Consider the following 24,066-nt stretch of genomic DNA (forward strand, 5'->3'; position numbering starts at 1 on the left):
TTCGACCGGTGACTGGCGGCTTCGGAAGTGATATCTCGGACGACGAGTCGGGTGGCGACGGACTGTTCGACGCGCCCGCGACACCCGACCCCATGACGGACGAGTCCCAGCCGACGTCGACATACATCAGGCCCGACGCACCGTTGGCGGTGCGAATGCGTCCGACGACTCTCGACGAGGTGGTCGGACAGTCCCATCTACTGGCTCCCGGTGCACCGTTGCGGCGGCTCGTCGAGGGGTCCGGTGCCTCGTCGGTCATGCTCTACGGCCCGCCGGGTACCGGAAAGACGACGCTCGCGTCGTTGATCTCGGGGGCCACCGGCCGGAAGTTCGAGGCGCTGAGTGCTCTGTCGGTTGGGGTCAAGGAAGTACGCAGCGTCATCGAACTCGCTCGTCGCCGACTGTTGTCCGGCGAGCAAACCGTGCTGTTCATCGACGAAGTACATCGCTTCTCCAAGACCCAGCAGGACGCGTTACTGGCAGCCGTCGAGAATCGAATCGTGTTGCTGGTGGCAGCAACGACGGAAAATCCGTCCTTCTCGGTGGTGTCTCCGCTGTTGTCTCGGTCGTTGGTGTTGCAGCTGCAGCCTCTGGGGACCGCGGACATCGAGTTGCTCCTGACGCGCGCCGCCAACGATCCGCGTGGCCTGGACGGGGCAGTGACCATTGCCGAAGATGCGATGGACCACCTCGTGCGGCTCGCAGCCGGGGACGCTCGGAGAGCATTGACGGCACTGGAGGCAGCGGCGGGCGCGGCGACCGACGGCGTGCTGGACCTGGCGACCGTCGAAGCGAGCGTCGACAAGGCTGCGGTGCGCTACGACCGCGACGGTGACCAGCATTACGACGTCATCAGTGCGTTCATCAAGTCCATCAGAGGTTCCGACGTCGATGCAGCGCTCCACTACCTGGCGCGCATGATCACCGCGGGCGAGGACGCTCGATTCATTGCCCGACGGTTGGTGGTGCATGCGAGCGAGGACATCGGAATGGCCGATCCGACGGCACTGCAGACGGCGACAGCGGCCGCGAACGCCGTACAGATGATCGGCATGCCCGAAGCGCGATTGGCGCTGGCGCAGGCGACTATCCACCTGGCCACCGCTCCGAAGTCGGGTGCGGTGATCGCGGCTCTCGGTGCGGCCATGGCCGATGTGGCGGCCGGCAAATCGGGATCGGTGCCGCCGCATCTACGCGACGGGCACTACAAGGGAGCTCAGGGACTCGGCAACGCCGTCGGATATCGGTATCCGCACAGCAGTCCCGGCGGTGTTCTCGGTCAGCAGTATCCGCCGGACGAACTGGTGGGCGTGAACTACTACGAGCCCACCGAGCACGGTGCCGAGCGCGAAATAGCGACCAGGGTCGGCAAACTGCGGCGCATCGTTCGAGGCCGATAGGCCCTCGAATCGGCACAGTGTCTCGGACGCTAACCTGTATCAGTGCAGACCCATGAGATCCGCAGGCGTTTCCTCGACCATTTCGTCCGGGCGGGACACACCGAAGTACCCAGTGCCTCGTTGATTCTCGATGACCCGAACCTGCTGTTCGTCAATGCAGGAATGGTTCCCTTCGTGCCGTTCTTCCTCGGTCAGCAGACACCGCCGTACAAGACCGCGACGAGCGTCCAGAAATGCGTCCGCACCCTCGACATCGAGAACGTCGGCATCACCACCCGTCACAACACGTTCTTTCAGATGGCCGGCAATTTCTCGTTCGGTGACTACTTCAAGCGCGACGCGATTCGGCACGCCTGGTCTCTTCTGACCGACAGCGTCGAGGACGGTGGGTACGGGTTCGACCCCGAGCGCATCTGGGCCACTGCCTATCTCGACGACGACGAGGCGATCGAGCTGTGGAAGGAAATCGCGGGTCTGCCCGACGAGCGAATCCAACGCCGCGGAATGGCCGACAACTACTGGTCCATGGGCATTCCCGGACCCTGTGGCCCGTGCTCGGAGATCTACTACGACCGGGGACCCGAGTTCGGTGTGGAGGGCGGTCCCGAGGCCGACGAGGATCGGTACATCGAGATCTGGAACCTCGTGTTCATGCAGAACGAGCGGGGTCAGGGAATCAGCAAGGACGACTTCGAGATCCTCGGGCCGCTGCCGAAGCAGAACATCGACACCGGCATGGGCGTCGAGCGCGTCGCGTTCCTGCTGCAGGGCGTGGACAACGTCTACGAGACCGACCTCGTCCGGCCGGTGATCGCCAAGGCAGAAGAACTGTCGGGACGTGCCTACGGTGCGAACCACGAGGACGACGTCCGCTTTCGCGTCATCGCCGATCATGCGCGTACCGCGGCGCTGCTCATCTCCGACGGAGTCAACCCCGGCAACGACGGCCGCGGCTACGTGCTGCGCCGGTTGCTGCGCCGCATCGTGCGCTCGGCCCGCCTGCTCGGTGCGCCGGACGAGACGATGGCGCAGTTCGTCACCGTCGTGCGTAACACGATGGCTGAGTCCTACCCGAACTTGGTCACCGATTTCGATCGCATCCTGACCGTCGCAGTGGGGGAGGAGACGGCGTTCCTCAAGACACTGACATCGGGTTCTCGTCTCTTCGAAGGTGCGGCGGAGGCCGTCAAGGCGTCGGGCGCGAAGAAGATCGGCGGTGCCGAGGCGTTCGCGCTGCACGACACCTACGGTTTCCCGATCGACCTGACGCTCGAGATGGCCGCCGAGGCCGGTCTGTCGGTGGACGAGGACGGATTCCGGTCGTTGATGGCCGAGCAGCGGAACCGCGCCAAGGACGACGCCCGCGCCCGTAAGCATGCACACGCCGACCTCACGGTGTACCGAGACTTCGTCGACGGCGCGCCCACGGAGTTCACCGGATTCGACGAATTGGGTTCGGAGGCAACGGTATTGGCGCTGATCTCGAACGGTGTTCGGGTGCCGACCGCAGTTGCGGGCGAGAGCCTCGAAATAATCCTCGACCGCAGCCCGCTCTATGCGGAGTCCGGTGGCCAGATCGCCGACATCGGCTCCATCACCGCGCCCGGTCTGACCGTCAAGGTCAACGACGTGCAGAAGATCGCCAAGAAGGTCTGGACCCACAAGTCGGTGGTCGAGTCGGGCCAGATCACCGAGGGCGACACAGTCCACGTCGATGTCGACCACGCGTGGCGCAAGGGTGCCACGCAAGGCCACTCGGGCACGCACATGGTGCACGCCGCCCTGCGGCAAGTGCTCGGCCCCAACGCAACTCAGGCCGGTTCGCTCAACAAGCCGGGCTACCTCCGTTTCGATTTCTCGTGGCAGGGCGCACTCTCGGACGCCCAGCGCGACGACATCGAGAACGTCGCCAACGACGCCGTCGGATCGGATTTTGCGGTCAACACCTTGGTCACCGATCTCGACAGTGCCAAGAAGATGGGCGCGATGGCACTGTTCGGTGAGAACTACGGCGACGAAGTGCGCGTTGTCGAGATAGGCGGGCCATTCTCGATGGAACTCTGCGGTGGCACGCACGTGCAGCACTCGTCGCAGATCGGCCCCGTGACCATTCTCGGTGAATCGTCCGTCGGCTCCGGAGTGCGCCGAGTCGAAGCATTCGTCGGCCTCGATTCGTACCGTTATCTGGCCAAGGAACGCGCCTTGCTGGCCGGCGTCGCGTCCTCGCTCAAGGTGCCCTCAGAGGAAGTGCCGGCGCGAATCGAGAATTTGGTCGAGCGACTGCGCGTGGCGGAGAAGGAGCTCGATGCAGTCAAGGCCGCCGCGGTGCTGGCTTCGGCAGGTGAGTTCGTCGGCAAGGCCGAGCGATTCGGTGAGGTGCGTGCGGTCGTCGCGCAGGCACCCGACGGTGTCGGCGGTAACGATCTACGCACTCTGGTAACCGATATTCGTGGACGGTTGGGCAGCGACCCGGCCGTGGTGGTGCTGTTCGGCACCGTGAGCGGCAAGGTCCCGTTCGTGGTCTCGACCAACAAGGCCGCTCAGGACGCGGGCATCGCCGCCGGTGATCTGGTCGCGGCCTTCGGACCGAGTATCGGTGGCCGGGGCGGCGGTAAGCCCGAGCTGGCTCAGGGATCAGGATCGGATGTCGCCGGAATCGGTGCCGGTATCGACGCGGCGCGGGCACGGCTGACCGAACTCACGACCCACTGACCATCGTGGTAGCTCAGGGGCGCGGCCCCGATCGGCCCGGCGTCGACGATCCCGGCCGCGGCCGTCGTATCGGCATCGACGTCGGCAGCGTCCGGATCGGCATTGCCTCGAGCGATCCCGACGGTGTGTTGGCGACGCCGGTGGAGACCGTGCCGCGCTCGAAGATCAAGGGTCCCGATGCCCCGGACGTCGTACGCGTTGCCGAGATCGTGGCCGAATACGACGCCGTCGAGGTCGTGATAGGTCTGCCCCGCACACTGCGTGGTGAGCGAGGCAGCGCAGTCGAGGCCGCCGAGAAATTCGGCCGATCACTGCACAGACGGTTGGGGGACGTGCCGATTCGGATGGCCGACGAGCGACTGACTACCGTGAGTGCGACGCGCGCCCTACGCGAGAGCGGTGTGCGGGCCAAGAACCAACGGTCGGTGATCGATCAGGCTGCGGCGGTGGCGATACTGCAGGGCTGGCTCGACGAGCGCCGGGCCGTGTCGGATCGTGCAGCGAAGAATTCAGCATCGACGGAGGTCGACGAGTGAACTACCAGGGGCCCGATGGGGACCGGCGAGATGCGCGATCGGACGAGGCGCACACCGACCCGATCGGTTATCGGGTGGACGAGGGGAGCGACTTCGATCGCCGCATGCGCGGCGATCCGCAAGCTCGGGTAGACCCGGGCCCGACTCACACCGCAGATCGGGAGCCCGGCCCCGAGGCCGAGACCGGAGCGGTGCCACCGGAGGTAGGGCGCAGCCGCGCTGGGAGTCGCAACAGTTCCGAGAGTCGTCGCCGGGCTGGGAACAGCAGTCGTGCCGGCACCCGCACGGACCGTGCCGCGTCCACGCGCAAGCGTCGCGGTCGGATCGTGGCGTTGGTACTCGGGCTGGTGCTGATCGTTGCGGTGGCGGGCGGAGGGTATTTCGCGGTGAACAAATTCAGCAACCGCACGACCCCGAATGCAGACTTCGCGGCCGGCTCGTCGGGCGACGGCGTGGTGATACAAGTCAATCCCAACGACACTGCCCAACAGATCGGCACCCAAGCAGCGGAGAAGGGCGTCGTCGCCAGCTCGGGTGCATTTCTCGAAGCTGCGATCGCCAACCCCGCCATCACAGCGGTTCAACCGGGTTTCTATCTGCTCACCAGTAATGTGCCCGCGTCCCGAGCAGTGAGCGAACTCGTGGACCCGGCCTCCCGGGTGGGGAACATGGTGATCTCGGAGGGACGTCAACTGCACGACGCTCAGGACGTCAACACCGGTGCGGTCAAGAAGGGCATCTACACGCTGATCTCCGAGGCCAGCTGCGTGGACCGTACGGGAAGCGGCACCCCCGTCTGCGTGACGTACGACGACCTCGACGCGGCAGGAGCGGTCGACGACCCGGCTGCTCTGGGCGTTCCCGAGTGGGCTACCGATCGGGTCGAGCAAGTTCCGGTGCGCGACCGGCAGCTCGAAGGCCTGATCGCTGCAGGGACATGGGACTTCGATCCCAGTGCCGCTCCAGCCGACATCCTGAAGCAACTGGTCTCCGAGAGCGCGGTTCGCTACGAAGACACCGGGATTCTGACTGCGGGCGCCAACTCCGGGCTCACCCCGTACGACACTCTCGTCGCAGCATCGCTCGTCGAGCGGGAGTCACTGCCGCAGGACTTCAGCAAAGTGGCGCGAGTGATCCTCAACCGGCTCGCCGTACCGCAGAAGCTCGAGTTCGACTCCACGGTCAACTACTCGCTCGACACGACGGAGGTGGCAACCACCGATGCCGATCGGGCGCGTGTGACTCCGTGGAACACGTATGCCAGCGAGGGACTGCCGGCAACTCCGATCTCGTCGCCCAGCATCGGTGCGGTACAAGCCGTCGAGGCACCTGCCGAGGGTGACTGGTTGTACTTCGTGACCATCAATCAGGCAGGTGAAACGCTGTTCACTCGTAGCTACGAGGAACACCTCGCCAACATCACGAAGGTCGAGGGGGGCTTCCTCGACAGCGGGCGCTGACGTGCGGGCCGCAATTCTGGGAAGCCCCGTCGGACACTCGAAATCGCCGATATTGCACCGCGCTGCGTATCGCGCACTCGGCCTCGACGACTGGACGTACGACCGGATCGACTGCACCGGCGAGCAATTGCCGGGCATGCTCGACGGATTCGGTCCCGAATGGGTGGGCGTGTCGGTCACGATGCCGGGCAAGGTTGCGGCTCTGGCGTATGCGAGCGAACGCACCGACCGGGCCGTGCTGGCCGGCTCGGCCAACACCCTGGTGCGCACCGCGTCCGGCTGGCGCGCCGACTGCACGGACGTCGACGGCATCGTGGGAGCTCTGCGCGGCGCGGGTGTCGAAGACCTGTCCGGCGACACTGTGACGGTGGTCGGCGCAGGTGGCACGTCGAGGCCGGCGATCGTGGCATTGGCCGGACTGGGAGCGACCGCCGTCACCGTGGTCGCGCGATCGGTCGCCCGCGCCCGGGACACGCTGGACTGCGCCGTCGCGGCGGGGATGCGCGCGGAGTTCGCGAACATGACCGACCCGCGGCTCGCCTCGATCGCAGCGGCGTCGGCGGTGCTGGTCAGTACTGTTCCCGCGGCCGGGGCCGCCGATATCGCGTCGGATCTCGCTCATGCGCCCGTGGTGCTCGACGCCATCTACGATCCCTGGCCGACGCCTCTTGCAACTGCTGTGGACATGGCCGGCGGCACCGTCATCAGCGGGTTGTCGATGCTGCTCGAGCAGGCGTACGGGCAGGTGGAGCAGTTCACCGGAAAACCGGCGCCTCGCGCGATCATGCGGGACGCGTTGCTCGCGGCTTCCTGAGTAGAGATCGTTGGTTGTCCACCGGGGCTGCACTCGTCACAGACCGCAGGTTGTCCACAAGCCGGAGGTTGTCCACAGGGCAAATTGGCACCTGGACTTCTGTCATCGCTGATCGTCGACGCGGTGCGATTGTTCGACCATGGTCGGTGTGTGTGCGGCGGTAGTGGTCGGAGCCGTCATCGGGTTCGCGATGCGCTCGGGTCTTCTTCGATGGAATCCGCGGTGCTTGCCGCTGCTGTCCGCGACGGGTGTCGGATGGGTCTGGTGGCGGTTCGGCGGAACCGGATATCTGATTCCGCTGTGTTTGCTGACGTGTTGGTTCGCGGCGCTCAGTGCCGTCGACCTACGGCACCACAGGCTGCCGAACGAGCTGACCGTGCCCGGTGCCATCGTGGTGACGACGGCGCTCGTGTCGGGGGGATCGGCGAGAGCAGTGCTGGGCGGTGCCCTCCTGTTCGCGATCTACCTCGTCGTGCATCTCGTCCAGCCGGCTGCGTTCGGTGCCGGGGACGTGAAGTTGGCCTGGTCGGTGGGCTCGGTTGCAGCTCTCGGCGGTAGCGAGGGTTGGGTGGTCGCGGCGCTGGCGGCACCACTGGCGACCGGCGTTGTGGGATCGGTCGCCGCGGTACTGGGACACGGTCGAGCGCGCATTGCGCACGGCCCGTCCATGTGCGCGGCCACCCTGCTGGCATCCGCAGCTTGCCTCACGTGAAAAGATGTTCGAGTGCTGCGCTGGATAACTGCCGGAGAATCCCACGGACCTGCTCTCGTCGCCATTCTGGAAGGAATGGTTGCGGGAGTCGAGGTGACCTCGGACGATATTGCCTCTCAACTCGCCCGCCGTCGCCTCGGTTACGGCCGCGGGGCCCGGATGAAGTTCGAGGCGGACAAGGTGACGCTCACCGGGGGTGTTCGACACGGCCGCACCATGGGTGGGCCCGTCGCGATCGAGGTCGGCAACACCGAGTGGCCCAAGTGGGAACAGGTGATGTCGGCCGATCCCGTCGACGAGACGGTACTGGCCGACCTCGCGCGCAACTCCCCGTTGACACGGCCGCGGCCCGGCCACGCGGATTACTCCGGAATGCTCAAGTACGGGTTCGACGACGCTCGTCCAGTGCTCGAACGTGCCAGCGCACGTGAGACAGCGGCCCGGGTCGCCATCGGCACGGTCGCACGATTGTTTCTGAAGCAGGCTTTCGGGGTCGACGTCGTGTCCCATGTGATCTCCATCGGAGCATCCGACCCCTATGTGGGACCGCCCCCCGCAGGCAACGATCTCGACGCTATCGATGCCTCTCCGGTGCGCGCCTTCGACAAGGCCGCCGAAGAATCGATGATCGCCGAGATCGAAGCGGCGAAGAAAGACGGTGACACGCTCGGCGGCATCGTCGAGGTCGTCGTGCACGGCCTTCCCGTCGGTCTCGGGTCCTTCGTGTCCGGCGAGCGCAAGCTCGACGCCAGGCTGGCGGCTGCGCTGATGGGAATTCAAGCCATCAAGGGTGTCGAGATCGGTGACGGTTTCGAGACTGCGCGGCGCCGGGGCAGCGTCGCACACGACGAAATCAAGCCGGGCCCGGACGGAGTGCTGCGCTCGACCAACCGGGCGGGCGGCATCGAGGGCGGGATGACAAACGGTGAGCCACTCCGCGTGCGTGCCGCGATGAAGCCCATCTCGACGGTTCCGCGTGCACTCGCCACGGTCGACATGACGACCGGTGACGAAGCGGTCGCCATTCATCAGCGCTCGGACGTCTGCGCCGTTCCGGCCGCCGGTGTCGTGGCCGAGACCATGGTTGCCCTGGTTGTCGCACAGGCAGCTCTGGAGAAGTTCGGTGGGGATTCGCTGGCGGAAACGACGAGCAACGTCGACCACTATGTGAAGGGCACCGCCGCCCGACCTCCACGATGAGCCCGTATGCGGTCCTCGTCGGACCGCCGGGAGCAGGCAAGTCGACCATCGGCAGGAGGCTTGCGCAGGCGTTGAATCTGGATCTCCTCGATACCGACGTCGCCATCGAGCGAGAAACCGGCCGCACGATCTCCGACATCTTCGCTCGCGACGGTGAACCGACGTTTCGGCAGATCGAGGAGCGGATAGTGGCAGGTGCGCTTGCCTCGCACGACGGCATCGTCTCGCTCGGAGGTGGCGCAGTGCTCTCGGCTGCGACTCGTGCGCTGCTCTCGAAGCACACGGTTGTCTACCTGGAAATCAGTGTGGCCGAGGGCCTTCGGCGGACGGGGGCCAACACGGCGAGGCCGCTGCTTGCCGGTCCCGATCCCCGGGCGAAGTATCAGGCGCTGATGCGTCATCGGCGTCCCCTCTACCGTTCGGTGGCCACGGTGCGGGTGCGAACCGACAGCCGCAGCCCCGCCCGAGTGGTGGGCCAGCTCGTCTCCCGGCTGACTGCGATCGCACCCGTGCCCGCACGCGATGTGAATGACGAAACCCCCAGTAGATGAAGGTGATTCGATGACAGAGCCAGTGCGCGTCCAGGTCGAGACCGCCAATCCCTATCCGGTGATCATCGGTCGAGGTCTGTTGACCGACCTCGTCGACGAGCTCGCCGGAACTGCAACGGTGGCCATTTTTCACCAGCCACCGCTGGCCGAGACGGCAGAGGCTGTGCGAGCAGCCCTGGCGGACAAAGGAATCGACGCACACCGCATCGAGATTCCGGACGCGGAAGACGGCAAAGACCTCGCCGTGGCGGGATTCTGCTGGGAGGTGTTGGGCAGAATCGGCCTCACCCGCAGCGATGCCATCGTCAGCCTGGGTGGCGGGGCCGCAACCGACCTTGCCGGGTTCGTGGCGGCAACGTGGATGCGCGGGGTGCGCATCGTGCATGTCCCGACAACGCTGCTCGCCATGGTCGACGCGGCCGTCGGGGGCAAGACGGGTATCAACACCGATGCGGGCAAGAACCTCGTCGGATCGTTTCACGAACCGGCCGCAGTGCTGGTCGACCTCGCTACGCTCGAGACGGTGCCCAAGAACGAGATCGTCTCGGGCCTGGCCGAGGTCATCAAGACCGGTTTCATCGCCGATCCGAAAATTCTGGACATCATCGAAGCCGATCCTGCGGCAGCGCTCGATCCGACCGGTGACGTCCTGCCGGAGTTGATCAGGCGATCGATCGAGGTCAAGGCGAAGGTCGTGGCGGCAGATCTGCGCGAGTCGAACCTGCGCGAAATTCTGAACTACGGTCACACACTTGCCCACGCGATCGAACGGCGTGAGCAATATCGTTGGCGCCACGGTGCCGCTGTGTCGGTCGGTCTGGTCTTCGCTGCCGAGCTCGGACGACTGGCCGGTCGCTTGGACGATACGACTGCCGATCGTCACCGCTCGATTCTCGAATCGGTCGGGTTGCCGGTCACCTACGACGAGCACGCCTTCTCGGATCTGCTCAAAGGAATGCAGACGGACAAGAAGAACCGTGCGGGTCTGCTCCGGTTCGTGGTTCTGGACGGTCTCGCCAAACCCGGTCGGCTCGAAGGACCTGATCCGGCTCTGCTCATCGCCGCGTTCTCCGCGGTCGGTCGCGAGGCCCCGGCAGCCGGCGGGTCGGCGATCATGTTGTGAGGATCGGTTCCACAGTTCGGTCCGAATGAAGGTTCCACGGTTCGGTCCGAATGAAGGTTCCACAGTTCGGTCCGAATGAAGACGGGCGGTGAGCGACGCGCACTGCGTCACTCACCGCCCGTTTGTCGTGCTGAGGTCAGGAACCGTCGGCGCTGCCATGACGGTTGTCGCGCTTGTCCATTCGCGGCTTGCCGTCGGCGTCGACTGCGGAGAAGACTTCGGTGTCGGCGTCGTCGTGCTCGGCGGCCCATTGCCGTTCGGACTGCGACGGGGTTGCCTGGGTTCCGTTGTCGCGACTCGACTCGGCCCGGTCCGCGCTTCCTGCATTGACCAGTTGGCGGTCGTGCGCTCGGTCGGCGTCGGAGGTGGCCAACTTCTTTTTCGCTTCGCGGTTCACGATCAGCCGACCCACGGCCACCGCAATGCTGGCAACGATGAAGATGGTGAGGATGGTGAAGGCTGCACCGAAGGTGAGCTCGAAGGCAATGCCGTTCTGACCGAGGCTGAAGTCGACGAAGAAGCCGATGATCCAGCTGAGCAGTCCGCCGAGGAGTCCACCGACCACCGCGGCCTTGAGCCAGACCATGGTGAGGTCCTGGCCGTCGTCGGGATCGGGGTGAGCGCGTCGATCGCGGACACCGTCGATTCCGGCCCAGACGACGATCACGAGAATGACCAGTGCGTACGCCACCCATCGCAACGCCGAACCACTCAACGGCCACATCGACACTGCCGCCCCCAGCAGCAATCGAACGACGGCGTTGATCAATCCCATACCTATGCCACGCACTGCCCACCCAGTCATGCGCCACAGCATATGCGCCCGTCGCCCATCGTGTGTCAGGGCCCACAGAATTGGAGTCCGGTACAGCCGGGCCGGGGTGACCGGAAGCGAGCAGTACTGTCGGTTCCATGCCTGCCGATTTCGGTGCCCGCCGTGGTGCCTTGCGAGAACTGTTGGCCGCGGACGGCCTCGATTCGATGTTGATCACCGATCTGCTCAACGTCCGATATCTGACGGGCTTCACCGGCTCGAATGCGGCTTTGCTGGTGTCCAGTGCCGACTCCGTCGGTCGCGAGGAAGAGACCGTGATCTGCACCGACGGCCGGTACGTCACGCAGATCGCCGAGCAGGTACCGGACCTGCGGGCCGAGATCGATCGCGCGTCGGCGATGCATCTCCTCCGCTCGGGTGTGTCGGGGCGTGGCGGCCGTATCGGTTTCGAGAGTCACGTGGTGACCGTCGACTCGCATCGTGCGTGGTCCGAGCTCGACGGCGGTGTGGAGTTGGTGCGTGCGCCGGGTGTCGTGGAGTCGTTGCGCATGGTCAAGGACGAGTTCGAGGTGGGGTTGCTCAGGGACGCCTGCCGCGCCGCCGATGATGCTCTGGCTCGGTTGATCGACGGGGGAGGTATCCGTGCCGGTCGGACCGAACGTGAGGTGGCCCGCGAGCTGGAATCGTCGATGCTCGACCACGGAGCCGATGCGATCTCGTTCGAGACCATCGTCGCAGCGGGTGCCAACTCGGCGGTTCCACATCACCGGCCCACCGATGCGGTGCTGGCCGACGGCGACTTCGTCAAGCTCGACTTCGGTGCACTCGTCGGCGGCTACCACTCCGACATGACTCGGACTTTCGTCATCGGGACTCCCGCGCAGTGGCAGCGCGATCTGTACGAACTGGTGCAGCGGTCGCAAACTGCCGGTCGCGACGCCTTAGCACCGGGAGTGAGCACCGCCTCGGTCGACGCTGCATCCCGCTCGGTTATCGAGGACGCGGGGTATGGAGAGTACTTCCTGCACGGGCTCGGTCACGGCGTCGGTCTGGAAATCCACGAAGCGCCGGGAATCGGGAAGACGAGCACCGGTACACTGCTGAGCGGTGCTGCGGTCACCGTCGAGCCGGGTGTCTACTTCTCCGGTCGCGGTGGCGTTCGGATCGAGGACACACTCGTCGTTCGCGACGGGGGTCCGGAACTGCTCACCCTGACAAGCAAGGAACTCACGTCCGTCTAGCGCGCGGGCGGGAGTGAATCCCGCACGTGACCGACGGCGCGTCACGCGCACAAACGATTGAGGAGACGCGAAGCAAGTGGCTTCCACCAGCGATTTCAAGAACGGACTGGTTCTCAACCTGGAGAACCAGCTGTGGTCGATCATCGAATTCCAGCACGTCAAGCCGGGCAAGGGACCCGCATTCGTGCGGACCAAGCTCAAGAACGTGCTCTCGGGCAAGGTCGTCGACAAGACGTTCAACGCCGGTGTGAAGGTCGAGACCGCAACGGTCGACCGTCGCGACATGACGTACCTCTACCACGACGGTAGCGACTACGTGTTCATGGACGCCGACACCTACGACCAGCTCTCGATCGGTGAGGCCACCGTCGGCGACGGCGCCCGCTTCCTACTCGAGAACCTCCGCGTTCAGGTCGCCATGCACGAGGGCGTGCCGCTGTACGTCGAGCTTCCCGTCACCGTCGAGCTCGAGGTCAAGCACACCGATCCCGGTCTGCAAGGCGACCGCTCCACCGGCGGCACGAAGCCTGCGACTCTCGAGACCGGAGCCGAGATCTCGGTGCCACTGTTCATCAACACCGGCGACAAGCTCAAGGTCGATTCGCGTGACGGCAACTACCTCGGGCGTGTGAATTCCTAACGTGTCATCGAAGAAGTCGACGGGCGCGCAGAACAGTGCTCCCGGTGCGAAGAAGCTGGGTGCGCGCCACAAGGCCCGCAAACGAGCCGTGGACTTTCTGTTCGAGGCCGAGGCGCGCAACGTCGATCCCGTGAACCTGGCGACCGAGCGCATCGAGCTGGCCCGTGCCGACGACACCATCGCGCCGGTCAGCGACTACACCTCGACGTTGGTCGAGGGTGTGGCGGAGAACCTCGATCGTCTCGACGGAGTGATTGCCGATCACCTCAAGGACTGGACGCTCACGCGTTTGCCTGCGGTCGACCGAGCCATTCTTCGCGTAGCCGTGTGGGAGTTGTTCCACGCCACCGACGTGCCTCCCGTCGTTGCCGTCGACGAAGCCGTCGAGTTGGCCAAGCAGTTGTCCACGGACGATTCGCCCGGCTTCGTCAACGGTGTGCTCGGCCAGATCGTTCTGGTCGCGCCCCAGGTTCGTGCCGCCGCTGCGGCGGTCTCGAGCCGCACGCAGTCAGACGCGTCCGGCGAACCGTCGGTCGACGCCGAGCAGTGATCAGCCGGTCGAAGCTCGTGTGACCGAACGCTCTGCGAGCCTGCTGGTCCTGGTTCGCAGAGCGTTGCTAGGCTCTACGCAGTTGTTGTCAGACATCCTTTAACGATCCGTCCAGAGAGGCGGAGAAGGAGGTCGTAGTTTGCCTGCGCCCGAAAGCTCGTCCGCGAACCCCGCTGTACGTGAATTGCTGTCCTCGGCCGATGTGGGTCGCACCATCTCCCGTATGGCGCACCAGATCATCGAAAAGACCGCGCTCGATGGCCCCGACTCGCCACGTGTCGTTCTGCTGGGTATTCCCACCCGCGGTACCACTCTGGCCGAGCGCCTCGCCGAACGGATCGAGGCATTCTGCGGCGTGCGGCCCCCGCTCGGTTCTCTCGACATCACCCTGTACCGCGACGATTTGCGCAACAAGCCGCATCGTCCACTCGAACGGACGTCGGTGCCGGTCGGTGGCGTCGACAACGCTCTGGTCGTACTGGTCGACGACGTGCTGTTCTCGGGCAGGACAGTTCGCTCCGCGCTCGATGCGCTCCGAGATCTCGGTCGACCCCGCGCCGTTCAACTGGCGGTTCTCATCGATCGTGGCCACCGCGAACTTCCCCTACGGGCGGATTATGTGGGCAAGAACGTCCCTACTGCGCGCACCGAGGACGTATCGGTGTTGCTGTCCGAGCACGACGGCCGTGACGGTGTGAGCCTGTCCGAGGGAGGATCGACGCGGTGAAGCATCTTCTGTCGGTCTCCGATCTGACGGCCGAATCGGCCACCGAAATTCTCGACGAGGCCGAACGCTTCGAGCAGGCGCTGCTCGGCCGAGAAGTGAAGAAGCTGCCGACACTGCGCGGACGCACCATCATGACGGTGTTCTTCGAGAACTCGACACGTACCCGCGTCTCGTTCGAGGTGGCGGGCAAGTGGATGAGTGCCGACGTCATCAACGTCAGCGCCAGCAGCTCGTCGGTGTCGAAGGGGGAGTCGCTCCGCGACACCGCGATGACGCTGCGCGCCGCCGGTGCCGATGCGCTCATCGTCCGACACCCGGCATCCGGTGCCGCACACCAGATAGCTCAGTGGACCGCCGGCCAGGGCACTGGCCCCAATGGTCATTCAACAGGCTCCAATCCAGATAGCGGTCCCGCGGTCATCAACGCCGGCGACGGTACCCACGAACACCCCACCCAGGCGTTGCTCGACGCTCTCACGGTCCGGCAACGACTCGGCGACATCGCAGGACGCCGCATCGCGATCGTCGGCGACATCCTGCACAGCCGGGTGGCGCGCTCGAACGCGATCCTGCTGGCAACGCTCGGTGCCGAGGTGGTGCTGATCGCACCACCGACCCTGCTGCCCGTCGGAGTGACCGGCTGGCCGGTGCGGGTCTCACACGACATCGACGCCGAACTGCCCGGTCTGGACGCGGTGCTGATGCTCAGAGTGCAGGCCGAACGCATGAACGGCGGGTTCTTCCCCTCCGCTCGCGAGTACTCGATCACGTACGGGCTGTCCCAGCGGCGGCTCGACCTGCTGCCCGAGCATGCCGTGGTGCTGCACCCCGGTCCGATGCTGCGCGGTATGGAGATCGCGTCCTCCGTGGCCGACTCTCCGAAAACTGCAGTCCTGCAACAGGTTACGAATGGAGTCCACGTGCGAATGGCCGTGCTGTTCCGATTGCTGGTCGGTTCGGACGGGGGTGCATCGTGAACGCATCCGCAACCTCCGTCCTGCTCCGCGGGGTATTGCTGTACGGCGAAGGCCCCGAAACCGACGTCCTGATCACCGGCGAGGAGATCGCAGGAATCGGTTCGGACCTCGACGCCGACGGTGCCGAGGTCGTCGATGCGCGCGGCCAAGTCCTGCTTCCCGGATTCGTCGACATGCACACGCACCTGCGCGAGCCCGGCCGTGAGGACACCGAAACGATCGAATCCGGTTCGGCAGCAGCCGCTTTGGGCGGTTACACTGCGGTGTTCGCGATGGCGAACACCGATCCGGTTGCCGACTCGGTAGTGGTCACCGATCACGTCTGGCGTCGGGGACAGGAAGTCGGTCTTGTCGACGTCCACCCGGTCGGTGCGATCACCGTTGGGCTGAAGGGCAAGCAGCTCGCCGAGATGGCCACGATGACAGCGGGAATCGGCCGGGTGAAGATGTTCTCCGACGACGGCCACTGCGTCGACGATCCACTGATCATGCGTCGGGCGCTGGAGTACTCGAGTTCCCTCGGTGTGCTCATCGCCCAGCATGCCGAGGAGCCCCGGCTCACTGTCGGTGCCGTTGCGCACGAGGGTCCCACTGCGGCTCGGCTCGGACTGGCAGGTTGGCCGCGCGCGGCCGAGGAGTCGATCGTGGCACGGGACGCCCTGCTGGCCCGTGACGCGGGTGCGCGGGTGCACATCTGTCATGCATCCACCGCGGGCACCGTCGAGTTGATGAAGTGGGCACGCGAACAAGGTATTTCGATCACCGCCGAGGTCACCCCGCATCACCTGCTGCTGGACGACTCTCGACTCGAGACGTACGACGCGATCAACAAGGTGAACCCGCCCCTGCGCGAGAAGTCCGACGTCGAGGCGCTGCGCAAAGGCTTGGCCGACGGTGTGATCGATTGTGTGGCAACGGATCACGCACCGCACGCCGAGCAGGACAAGTGCTGCGAATTCTCGATCGCTCGCCCTGGGATGCTCGGACTCGAAACCGCCCTGTCCATTGTCGTCGACACGATGGTGAATCCCGGCCTGCTCGACTGGCGAGGCGTGGCGCGAGTGATGAGCGAGCGTCCCGCGGAGATCGTCGGACTGACAGATCAGGGACGCCCTGTCGAGGTCGGGGAGATCGCCAACCTCACTCTGGTCGATCCGAACAGGAACTGGACGGTCTCCGGTAAGAACCTTGCGAGCGTTGCACACAACACGCCGTTCGAGGACATGACCTTCTCCGCGAAGGTGACCACGACCGTGTTGCGCGGACGAATCACCGTCCGAGACGGAGTCGTAGCGAACAGAGCGGGAGAGTAGAACCGTGGACAGAGTTCTCATCGTCATCGGATTCGTCCTGTTCTGGGCGCTGATGATCGCACTGATCTTCTGGGGTTGGCGCGGACGGCAGAAGCGTCAGGAAGGACGCATCGGCGAGTTCCCGCCCGTGCCGGATGACCTGGGTAGCACCCTGATTGCGCCGGGCACCGGACTGTATGTCGGCAGCACCATCGCGCCGAGCTGGCAGGACCGCATCGCCGTCGGCGACATCGGCCATCGCGCGACGGGTGAGCTGTCGCGATACGACAAGGGCATTCTGCTCGATCGAGACGGCGAGTCGCCCATCTGGATTCCGGCGGAATCGATTCGCGCAATCCGTACCGAGCGCGGACTTGCCGGCAAGGTCATGACGAAGGACGGGCTCCTGGTCATTCGCTGGGAACTGCCGACGGGGACCGAGATAGACACCGGCTTCCGGGCCGACGACAAGCAGATCTACCCGGTGTGGACAGCGAGTTCCACCGGCGAAACCAAGGAGGAAACCGCGTGAGCAGCGCAGTTCTTGTTCTGGAGGACGGCCGGACATTCCGCGGCACCACGTTCGGCGCTCAGGGGCGCACCCTCGGCGAGGCCGTGTTCTGTACCGGAATGACCGGGTACCAGGAGACACTCACCGACCCGAGCTATCACCGACAGATCGTCGTCGCGACCGCGCCGCAGATCGGGAACACCGGCTGGAACCAGGAGGACGGTGAAGCCGCCAGCGCCCAGGATCCCAACAAGATCTGGGTGGCCGGATACGTCGTGCGAGATCCGGCGCGCCGAACGTCCAGTTGGCGCTCGACCGGGACTCTGCAGGATCAGCTCGAGGCGCAGAACGTCGTCGGGATCGCCGGAATCGATACGCGTGCTCTGGTGCGGCACCTGCGCACGCGCGGTTCGATGCGAGCGGGAGTGTTCTCGGGCGACGCACTGGGCACCTCCGAGGAGATGCTCGAGCAGGTGGTGGGTCAGCCGTCGATGCTCGGCGCCGATCTCGCCGGTGAGGTGACCACCGGAGCCGGCTACACCATCGAGCCGAGCGGAGATGCTCGATTCACCGTCGTCGCAGTCGATCTCGGCATCAAGACCAACACGCCGCGGATGTTCGCCGAGCGCGGTATCCGCGTACACGTGGTGCCCTCGAACGCCACCATCGAGCAGGTCCTGGAACTGAACCCGGACGGCGTATTCCTGTCCAACGGACCGGGAGACCCGGCCACGGCCGACACCAGCGTCGCGTTGACCAGGCAGGTACTCGAACGTGAGCTGCCGCTCTTCGGCATCTGCTTCGGCAACCAGATCTTCGGGCGCGCACTGGGGCGTGGCACCTACAAGATGAAGTTCGGCCACCGCGGCATGAACATCCCGGTCATCGAGCACACCACCGGTCGCATCGCGATCACCGCGCAGAACCACGGGTTCGCCCTCGAAGGTGAAGCAGGCGAGGAATTCGAGACCGACTTCGGTCGAGCCCGAATCAGTCACACCTGCGCCAACGACGGCACCGTCGAAGGCGTCGAACTGATCGGCGGGAGCGCCTTCTCCGTGCAGTACCACCCCGAGGCCGCGGCAGGTCCCCACGACGCCGCCTACCTCTTCGACCGTTTCACCAGCGTCCTTCAGGAGAAGAAGTAATGCCACGCCGCACAGACCTGAATCACGTCCTGGTCATCGGATCCGGCCCGATCGTCATCGGCCAGGCCTGTGAGTTCGACTACTCCGGCACCCAGGCCTGCCGAGTACTGCGCGAGGAAGGACTCCGCGTCAGCCTCGTCAACTCCAACCCCGCGACGATCATGACCGACCCCGAGTTCGCCGACGCCACCTACGTCGAACCGATCACCGCGGAGTTCATCGAGAAGATCTTCGCCCGTGAGGCCGAGCAGGGCCATCCCATTCAGGCCGTGCTCGCCACGCTGGGCGGACAGACGGCACTCAATGCCGCTGTGGCGCTGCATGATCAGGGCCTTCTCGCCAAGTACGGGGTCGAACTGATCGGTGCCGACTTCGACGCCATCCAGCGCGGCGAAGATCGGCAGAAGTTCAAGGACATCGTTGCCAAGGTCGGCGGAGAATCCGCCAAGTCGGCCGTCTGCTACACCATGGACCAGGTCCGCGAGACCGTTGCCGAGCTCGGTTTCCCAGTCGTCGTGCGGCCGTCGTTCACGATGGGCGGGCTCGGTTCCGGATTGGCGTACAACGACCAGGATCTGACCCGAATCGCCGGCGGTGGTCTCGCGGCCTCCCCGTCGGCGAACGTCCTCATAGAGGAATCCATCCTCGGCTGGAAGGAATACGAACTCGAGCTGATGCGCGACGGCCGCGACAACGTGGTCATCGTGTGTTCCATCGAGAACGTCGACCCGGTCGGTGTGCACACCGGCGATTCGGTGACCGTCGCGCCGGCGATGACCTTGACCGACCGCGAATACCAGAAGATGCGCGACCTCTCCATCGACATCCTGCGAGAGGTGGGCGTCGACACCGGTGGCTGCAACATCCAGTTCGCGATGGATCCAGCGGACGGCCGCCTCGTCGTCATCGAGATGAATCCGCGCGTGTCTCGCTCGTCGGCGTTGGCGTCCAAGGCCACGGGTTACCCGATCGCGAAGATGGCCGCCAAGCTGGCCATCGGCTACACCCTCGACGAGATCGTCAACGACATCACTCGCGAGACTCCGGCATGCTTCGAGCCGACTCTGGACTATGTCGTCGTGAAGGCGCCGCGTTTCGCGTTCGAGAAGTTCCCCGGAGCCGACGGAACCTTGACCACGACGATGAAGTCCGTCGGTGAGGCGATGTCGATCGGCCGCAACTTCACCGAGGCCTTCGGCAAGGTGATGCGCTCGCTCGAGACCAAGCGGGCGGGCTACTGGACCGGCCCCGAGGTCGAGGCGGAGAGTCTGGAGGCTCTGCTCGAGGACCTGTCCGTTCCACAGGACGGTCGGATGTACGGCATCGAGAAGGCTTTCGCGATGGGTGCCACCCTCGAGCAGCTCTTCGAGGCGACCAAGATCGACCCCTGGTTCCTCGACCAGTTCCAGCAGATCCACGAACTCGGCGTCGAGGTTCGCGAAGCGGCCGAATTCGACGAGGCGCTGTTGCGTCAGGCGAAGTACCACGGGTTGTCCGACCGGCAGATCGCGGCTCTGCGTCCCGAACTGGACGGTGAGGACGGTGTGCGTGCGCTGCGTACCGAACTCGGGGTCCATCCGGTCTACAAGACGGTCGATACCTGCGCCGCCGAGTTCGAGGCCAAGACGCCGTACCACTACGGCACCTACGAGCTCGACCCGGAAGCCGAATCCGAGGTGGCCCCGCAGCCCGACCGTCCCAAGGTTCTCATCCTGGGCTCCGGTCCCAACCGAATCGGTCAGGGCATCGAATTCGACTACAGCTGTGTGCACGCTGCGCAGACGCTGTCCGAGGCCGGCTACGAGACGGTGATGGTCAACTGCAACCCCGAAACCGTCTCCACCGACTACGACACCGCCGACCGCCTGTACTTCGAGCCACTGACCTTCGAGGACGTCCTCGAGGTGTACCGGGCCGAGGCCGCGTCGGGCACCGTGCGAGGCGTCATCGTTCAGCTCGGCGGCCAGACGCCGCTCGGCCTGGCCAAGCGACTGAAGGCCGCAGGCGTTCCGATCGTCGGCACGTCGCCCGAGGCCATCGACCTCGCCGAGGACCGGGGCGAATTCGGCAAGGTCCTCGACGCAGCCGGTCTGCCCGCAGCCAAGTACGGCACCGCGACGACGTTCGACGGTGCCCGTGACATCGCCGCGGGCATCGGATACCCGGTGTTGGTGCGTCCGTCCTATGTTCTCGGTGGACGCGGCATGGAGATCGTCTACGACGAGGCATCGCTGGCGACGTACATCTCCAACGCGACGGAGATCTCGGACGACCGTCCGGTGCTGGTCGACCGATTCCTCGAAGACGCGGTCGAAATCGACGTCGATGCGCTGTGCGACGGCACCGAGGTGTACATCGGCGGCATCATGGAGCACATCGAGGAGGCCGGTATCCACTCCGGCGACTCGGCGTGTGCTTTGCCACCGATCACGCTCGGCAAGACCGACATCGAGAACGTCCGAAGATCCACCGAAGCCCTCGCCAAGGGCATAGGTGTGCGCGGACTGCTCAACGTGCAGTACGCGCTCAAGGACGACATTCTGTACGTCCTCGAGGCCAATCCCCGCGCAAGCCGTACGGTGCCGTTCGTATCGAAGGCGACTGCCGTACAACTCGCTAAGGCTTGCGCACGAGTGATGCTGGGGGAGAGCATCGCCGAACTTCGCACTGCGGGAATCCTGCCGAAGACCGGCGACGGTGGCACCGTCCCGGCCGGGGCTCCCATCGCAGTCAAGGAAGCGGTGTTGCCGTTCAACAGGTTCCGCCGAGCGGACGGAACCGGCGTGGATACGCTGCTCAGCCCCGAGATGAAGTCCACCGGTGAAGTGATGGGAATCGACTTCGATTTCGGTACCGCCTTTGCCAAGAGTCAGACGGCCGCGTACGGCTCCCTTCCTGCAGGCGGCGCAGTGTTCGTGTCGGTGGCGAACAAGGACAAGCGGTCGCTGATCTTCCCGGTGAAGCGACTCGCGGATCTGGGTTTCACGATTCTGGCGACAGAAGGTACGGCAGATGTGTTGCGGCGCAACGGAATCAAGTGTGAACAGGTGTACAAGCAGTCGGGCGAGGATGTGCCGGAGGGTGAGCCGACCATCGTCGATCGGATTCTCGCCGGTGATGTCTCGATGGTGATCAACACCCCGTACGGAAATTCGGGTCCCCGAGTCGACGGGTACGAGATTCGTAGTGCCGCAGTGGCGCAGAACATTCCGTGCATCACCACGGTGCAGGGCGCGTCGGCTGCCGTGCAGGGCATCGAGGCCGGAATCGCCGGCGGAATCGGCGTCCGTTCTTTGCAGGATCTGCATGCAGGGTTGAAGGAAGGTCTGGTTCTGCCGTGAGCCATCGCAGTTGGTCGGATCGGTTGCGTTCGGCGGTGAGTGCGCGTGGTCGGCTGTGCGTCGGCATCGATCCGCATCCGGCGCTGCTCGAGGCGTGGGACTTGCCGCGCTCATCGGACGGTCTCGAGGTGTTCGCCGAACTGTGTGTCGAGGCGTTCGTCGGTGAGGTGGCGATCGTCAAGCCTCAGGTGGCGTTCTTCGAGGCGTACGGTTCCGCCGGATATGCAGTTCTCGAGCGCACCGTGAGTGTTCTTCGGGATGCGGGCACCCTGGTGATCTCCGATGCGAAGCGCGGAGATATCGGTACGACGATGGATGCGTATGCACAGGCCTGGCTCGATCCCGAATCGCCGTTGTCCTCCGATGCAGTCACGGTGTCGCCGTACCTCGGCGTCGATTCTCTGAACGAGACCGTCGAGCGAGCGGTGCGCCACGATCGTGGTCTGTTCGTGCTGGCCAGAACCTCGAATGCCGAGGGGGCGACGCTACAGCAGGCCAGGACCTCGGACGGTGGATCGGTGGCTCAGGCGATCGTCGATGCGGCGGCGACGCGTAATCGCGTCGATGCCGACACAGTCGGACTGGTCGTCGGCGCCACTCGTGACCACGGTCTCGATCTGTCGAACTACACCGGGCCGATCCTCGCGCCGGGTCTGGGAGCGCAGGGAGCGACGGTTGCCGACCTCGCGGACATCTTCCGCGACTCCCGCAAGCTTCTGCTCCCCAACTCCTCCCGTGGTGTGCTGGCGGCCGGACCGTCTGTGACTGCATTGCGCGATGCAGCGATGCGGCTGCGCGACGACGTCGAAATCGGTCTGTCATAGTCGATGCTGCTGCGCTCGGGCAGTCGGGGGCGAGTTAGCGGAGAACGTCCGTCGTCGGTACGGTCGCTAGCGCTGCCGACGAACGGTGCGGCCGGCCCGTGCAGAGTGTTCGCGGCCGCGCTCCGTGGCAGCCGAACACCGATGGTCGACGTGCCGACAGTAGGTCGTGTGCGCCGTATCGCCCAGAACGAGAAGACGGAGGAACCGACAGTGGCCCTTCCCCAGTTGACCCCGGAACAGCGCGCTGCTGCCCTCGAGAAGGCCGCTATCGCCAGGAAAGCGCGCGCCGAGCTCAAGGAGCGTCTCAAGCGCGGCGGTACCGATCTGAAGCAGGTCCTCACCGATGCCGAAACGGACGAGATCCTCGGAAAGATGAAGGTGTCCGCTCTGCTCGAGGCTCTGCCGAAGGTGGGCAAGGTCAAGGCCGCGGAGTTGATGACGGAGTTGGAGATCGCGCCCACCCGGCGACTGCGCGGCCTCGGTGATCGGCAGCGCAAAGCGCTGTTGACGAAGTTCGACTTCGAGGCCTGACGACGGTGAGTGACGCTGCGGCGACGTCCGTACCGGAACACAAGCGGGGCCGGCTGGTGGTGCTCTCCGGCCCCTCCGGCGTCGGCAAGTCCAGTGTCGTTCGGCTCGTGCGGGCTGCGCTGCCCGAGCTGGTGTTCAGCGTGTCTGTCACGACGCGATCGCCGCGGCCGGGCGAGGTGGACGGTCAGGACTACCACTTCGTCTCCGCCGACGAGTTCGATCGGATGATCGCCGACGGTGAGTTGTTGGAGTGGGCGAGTATTCACGGAGGTTTGCAGCGGTCCGGAACTCCGGCGGCCGCAGTGGATGCTGCTCTCGACGCCGGGAGTCCGGTGTTGCTCGAGCTCGATCTGGCCGGCGCTCGGGCCGTGCGCGTATCCAAGCCGGAGGCGCTGCTGGTGTTCATGGCTCCGCCGACCTGGGACGACCTGGTGTCTCGACTGGTCGGTCGCGCGACGGAGGAGAGCGCCGCCACCCAGCGTCGGTTGGAGACGGCACGGGTGGAATTGGCGGCGCAGGACGAGTTCGACACCGTCGTTGTCAATACCGATGTCGACCATTCGTGCGAACAGTTGGTATCCTTGTTGGTCGGTAGGTCGTCGGTCGGTAACACCTGACCATTTCCACGGCGCACGATGCCCCGACCAGCTGGTTCGTAGTACCAACGATGCAATTTCAGGAGATCATCAGTGAGCAGCACTTCAGCGGCCGTTTCCGACTTCGACGGACGCAGCGCTCTGCCGGCCTACGACACGCCGCTCGGCATCACCAATCCGCCCATCGACGAGCTGCTTGCGCGCACGTCGTCCAAGTACGCCCTCGTCATCTACGCAGCCAAGCGTGCACGCCAGATAAACGACTACTACAACCAGCTCGGTGACGGCATCCTCGAGTACGTGGGACCTCTCGTCGAGCCCGGTCTGCAGGAGAAGCCGCTGTCGATCGCGCTTCGTGAGATCCACGCGGACCTCCTCGAGCACACCGAAGGCGAATAACAACCC

General features: G+C 65.2%; 23 protein-coding genes. 22 read left to right on the top strand and 1 reads right to left on the bottom strand.

Translation table 11 applies throughout. From position 1 onward, the window contains the following. Window positions 1-8: 8 nt before the first annotated feature. The 9 genes from ACIGGF_RS04550 to aroB all read left to right on the top strand — a co-directional run bounded on the left by ACIGGF_RS04550 (window position 9) and on the right by aroB (window position 10,508). A complete protein-coding gene (locus ACIGGF_RS04550) occupies window positions 9-1,400 on the top strand; it encodes a replication-associated recombination protein A (RefSeq protein WP_397520198.1) in 1,392 nt (463 codons plus the stop codon). 42 nt (window positions 1,401-1,442) lie between these two features. Next, on the top strand, window positions 1,443-4,112 hold the full coding sequence (gene alaS / locus ACIGGF_RS04555) for an alanine--tRNA ligase (RefSeq protein ID WP_397520199.1): 2,670 nt from the start codon (window positions 1,443-1,445) through the stop codon (window positions 4,110-4,112). A 5-nt stretch (window positions 4,113-4,117) separates the two neighbouring features. Next, window positions 4,118-4,648, top strand: a complete 531-nt coding sequence (gene ruvX, locus ACIGGF_RS04560; protein WP_397520200.1) for a Holliday junction resolvase RuvX — start codon at window positions 4,118-4,120, stop codon at window positions 4,646-4,648. Continuing rightward, complete coding sequence (locus ACIGGF_RS04565; protein WP_397520201.1) at window positions 4,645-6,108, top strand: endolytic transglycosylase MltG; 1,464 nt, start codon at window positions 4,645-4,647, stop codon at window positions 6,106-6,108. The genes ruvX and ACIGGF_RS04565 overlap by 4 nt, the downstream gene beginning before the upstream one ends. Before the next feature lies 1 nt (window position 6,109). Continuing rightward, on the top strand, window positions 6,110-6,922 hold the full coding sequence (locus ACIGGF_RS04570; protein WP_397520202.1) for a shikimate dehydrogenase: 813 nt from the start codon (window positions 6,110-6,112) through the stop codon (window positions 6,920-6,922). Between the two features lie 139 nt (window positions 6,923-7,061). Next, on the top strand, window positions 7,062-7,634 hold the full coding sequence (locus ACIGGF_RS04575) for a prepilin peptidase (protein WP_397520203.1): 573 nt from the start codon (window positions 7,062-7,064) through the stop codon (window positions 7,632-7,634). A 12-nt stretch (window positions 7,635-7,646) separates the two neighbouring features. After that, on the top strand, window positions 7,647-8,834 hold the full coding sequence (gene aroC, locus ACIGGF_RS04580) for a chorismate synthase (protein WP_397520204.1): 1,188 nt from the start codon (window positions 7,647-7,649) through the stop codon (window positions 8,832-8,834). Continuing rightward, window positions 8,831-9,385, top strand: a complete 555-nt coding sequence (locus ACIGGF_RS04585) for a shikimate kinase (RefSeq protein WP_397520205.1) — start codon at window positions 8,831-8,833, stop codon at window positions 9,383-9,385. The genes aroC and ACIGGF_RS04585 overlap by 4 nt, the downstream gene beginning before the upstream one ends. Before the next feature lie 10 nt (window positions 9,386-9,395). After that, the gene (aroB, locus tag ACIGGF_RS04590) at window positions 9,396-10,508 is read left to right on the top strand and encodes a 3-dehydroquinate synthase (protein WP_397520206.1); all 1,113 of its coding nucleotides are present in this window, start codon (window positions 9,396-9,398) and stop codon (window positions 10,506-10,508) included. A gap of 136 nt (window positions 10,509-10,644) precedes the next feature. Here aroB and ACIGGF_RS04595 read toward each other — a convergent pair whose 3' ends face one another. Continuing rightward, entirely contained in the window at window positions 10,645-11,313 is a 669-nt protein-coding gene (locus ACIGGF_RS04595; protein ID WP_397520207.1) for a B-4DMT family transporter, read from the bottom strand. Between the two features lie 107 nt (window positions 11,314-11,420). Between ACIGGF_RS04595 and ACIGGF_RS04600 the strand changes: the two genes are divergently transcribed. The 13 genes from ACIGGF_RS04600 to rpoZ all read left to right on the top strand — a co-directional run bounded on the left by ACIGGF_RS04600 (window position 11,421) and on the right by rpoZ (window position 24,060). Beyond that, the gene (locus tag ACIGGF_RS04600; RefSeq protein ID WP_397520208.1) at window positions 11,421-12,524 is read left to right on the top strand and encodes a M24 family metallopeptidase; all 1,104 of its coding nucleotides are present in this window, start codon (window positions 11,421-11,423) and stop codon (window positions 12,522-12,524) included. Between the two features lie 76 nt (window positions 12,525-12,600). Then, window positions 12,601-13,164 (top strand): elongation factor P, encoded by a 564-nt coding sequence (gene efp / locus ACIGGF_RS04605; protein WP_027496978.1) that lies wholly within the window; start codon window positions 12,601-12,603, stop codon window positions 13,162-13,164. A 1-nt stretch (window position 13,165) separates the two neighbouring features. Next, the gene (nusB, locus tag ACIGGF_RS04610) at window positions 13,166-13,714 is read left to right on the top strand and encodes a transcription antitermination factor NusB (protein ID WP_397520209.1); all 549 of its coding nucleotides are present in this window, start codon (window positions 13,166-13,168) and stop codon (window positions 13,712-13,714) included. A 139-nt stretch (window positions 13,715-13,853) separates the two neighbouring features. Further along, window positions 13,854-14,441, top strand: coding sequence for a bifunctional pyr operon transcriptional regulator/uracil phosphoribosyltransferase PyrR (pyrR, locus tag ACIGGF_RS04615; RefSeq protein WP_397520210.1), 588 nt, complete (start codon window positions 13,854-13,856; stop codon window positions 14,439-14,441). Next, the gene (locus ACIGGF_RS04620) at window positions 14,438-15,418 is read left to right on the top strand and encodes an aspartate carbamoyltransferase catalytic subunit (RefSeq protein WP_397520211.1); all 981 of its coding nucleotides are present in this window, start codon (window positions 14,438-14,440) and stop codon (window positions 15,416-15,418) included. Before pyrR ends, ACIGGF_RS04620 begins: the two co-directional genes overlap by 4 nt. Further along, the gene (locus ACIGGF_RS04625) at window positions 15,415-16,731 is read left to right on the top strand and encodes a dihydroorotase (RefSeq protein ID WP_397520212.1); all 1,317 of its coding nucleotides are present in this window, start codon (window positions 15,415-15,417) and stop codon (window positions 16,729-16,731) included. Before ACIGGF_RS04620 ends, ACIGGF_RS04625 begins: the two co-directional genes overlap by 4 nt. A gap of 4 nt (window positions 16,732-16,735) precedes the next feature. After that, window positions 16,736-17,242 carry a transporter gene (locus ACIGGF_RS04630; protein WP_397520213.1) on the top strand — a complete coding sequence of 169 codons (507 nt, stop codon included), beginning with the start codon at window positions 16,736-16,738 and terminating at the stop codon, window positions 17,240-17,242. Continuing rightward, the gene (gene carA, locus ACIGGF_RS04635) at window positions 17,239-18,369 is read left to right on the top strand and encodes a glutamine-hydrolyzing carbamoyl-phosphate synthase small subunit (RefSeq protein ID WP_397520214.1); all 1,131 of its coding nucleotides are present in this window, start codon (window positions 17,239-17,241) and stop codon (window positions 18,367-18,369) included. The genes ACIGGF_RS04630 and carA overlap by 4 nt, the downstream gene beginning before the upstream one ends. Continuing rightward, window positions 18,369-21,710, top strand: coding sequence for a carbamoyl-phosphate synthase large subunit (gene carB, locus ACIGGF_RS04640; RefSeq protein WP_397520215.1), 3,342 nt, complete (start codon window positions 18,369-18,371; stop codon window positions 21,708-21,710). Before carA ends, carB begins: the two co-directional genes overlap by 1 nt. Then, entirely contained in the window at window positions 21,707-22,534 is an 828-nt protein-coding gene (pyrF, locus tag ACIGGF_RS04645) for an orotidine-5'-phosphate decarboxylase (RefSeq protein ID WP_397520216.1), read from the top strand. The genes carB and pyrF overlap by 4 nt, the downstream gene beginning before the upstream one ends. Before the next feature lie 210 nt (window positions 22,535-22,744). Beyond that, window positions 22,745-23,065, top strand: coding sequence for an integration host factor, actinobacterial type (gene mihF / locus ACIGGF_RS04650; RefSeq protein ID WP_008716579.1), 321 nt, complete (start codon window positions 22,745-22,747; stop codon window positions 23,063-23,065). Between the two features lie 5 nt (window positions 23,066-23,070). Next, complete coding sequence (gene gmk, locus ACIGGF_RS04655; RefSeq protein ID WP_397520217.1) at window positions 23,071-23,682, top strand: guanylate kinase; 612 nt, start codon at window positions 23,071-23,073, stop codon at window positions 23,680-23,682. A gap of 72 nt (window positions 23,683-23,754) precedes the next feature. Continuing rightward, window positions 23,755-24,060, top strand: a complete 306-nt coding sequence (gene rpoZ / locus ACIGGF_RS04660; RefSeq protein ID WP_008716576.1) for a DNA-directed RNA polymerase subunit omega — start codon at window positions 23,755-23,757, stop codon at window positions 24,058-24,060. Window positions 24,061-24,066 lie beyond the last annotated feature (6 nt).

Origin of the sequence: Rhodococcus sp. NPDC078407, assembly GCF_044542515.1 — a bacterium.
Taxonomy (GTDB): domain Bacteria; phylum Actinomycetota; class Actinomycetes; order Mycobacteriales; family Mycobacteriaceae; genus Rhodococcoides.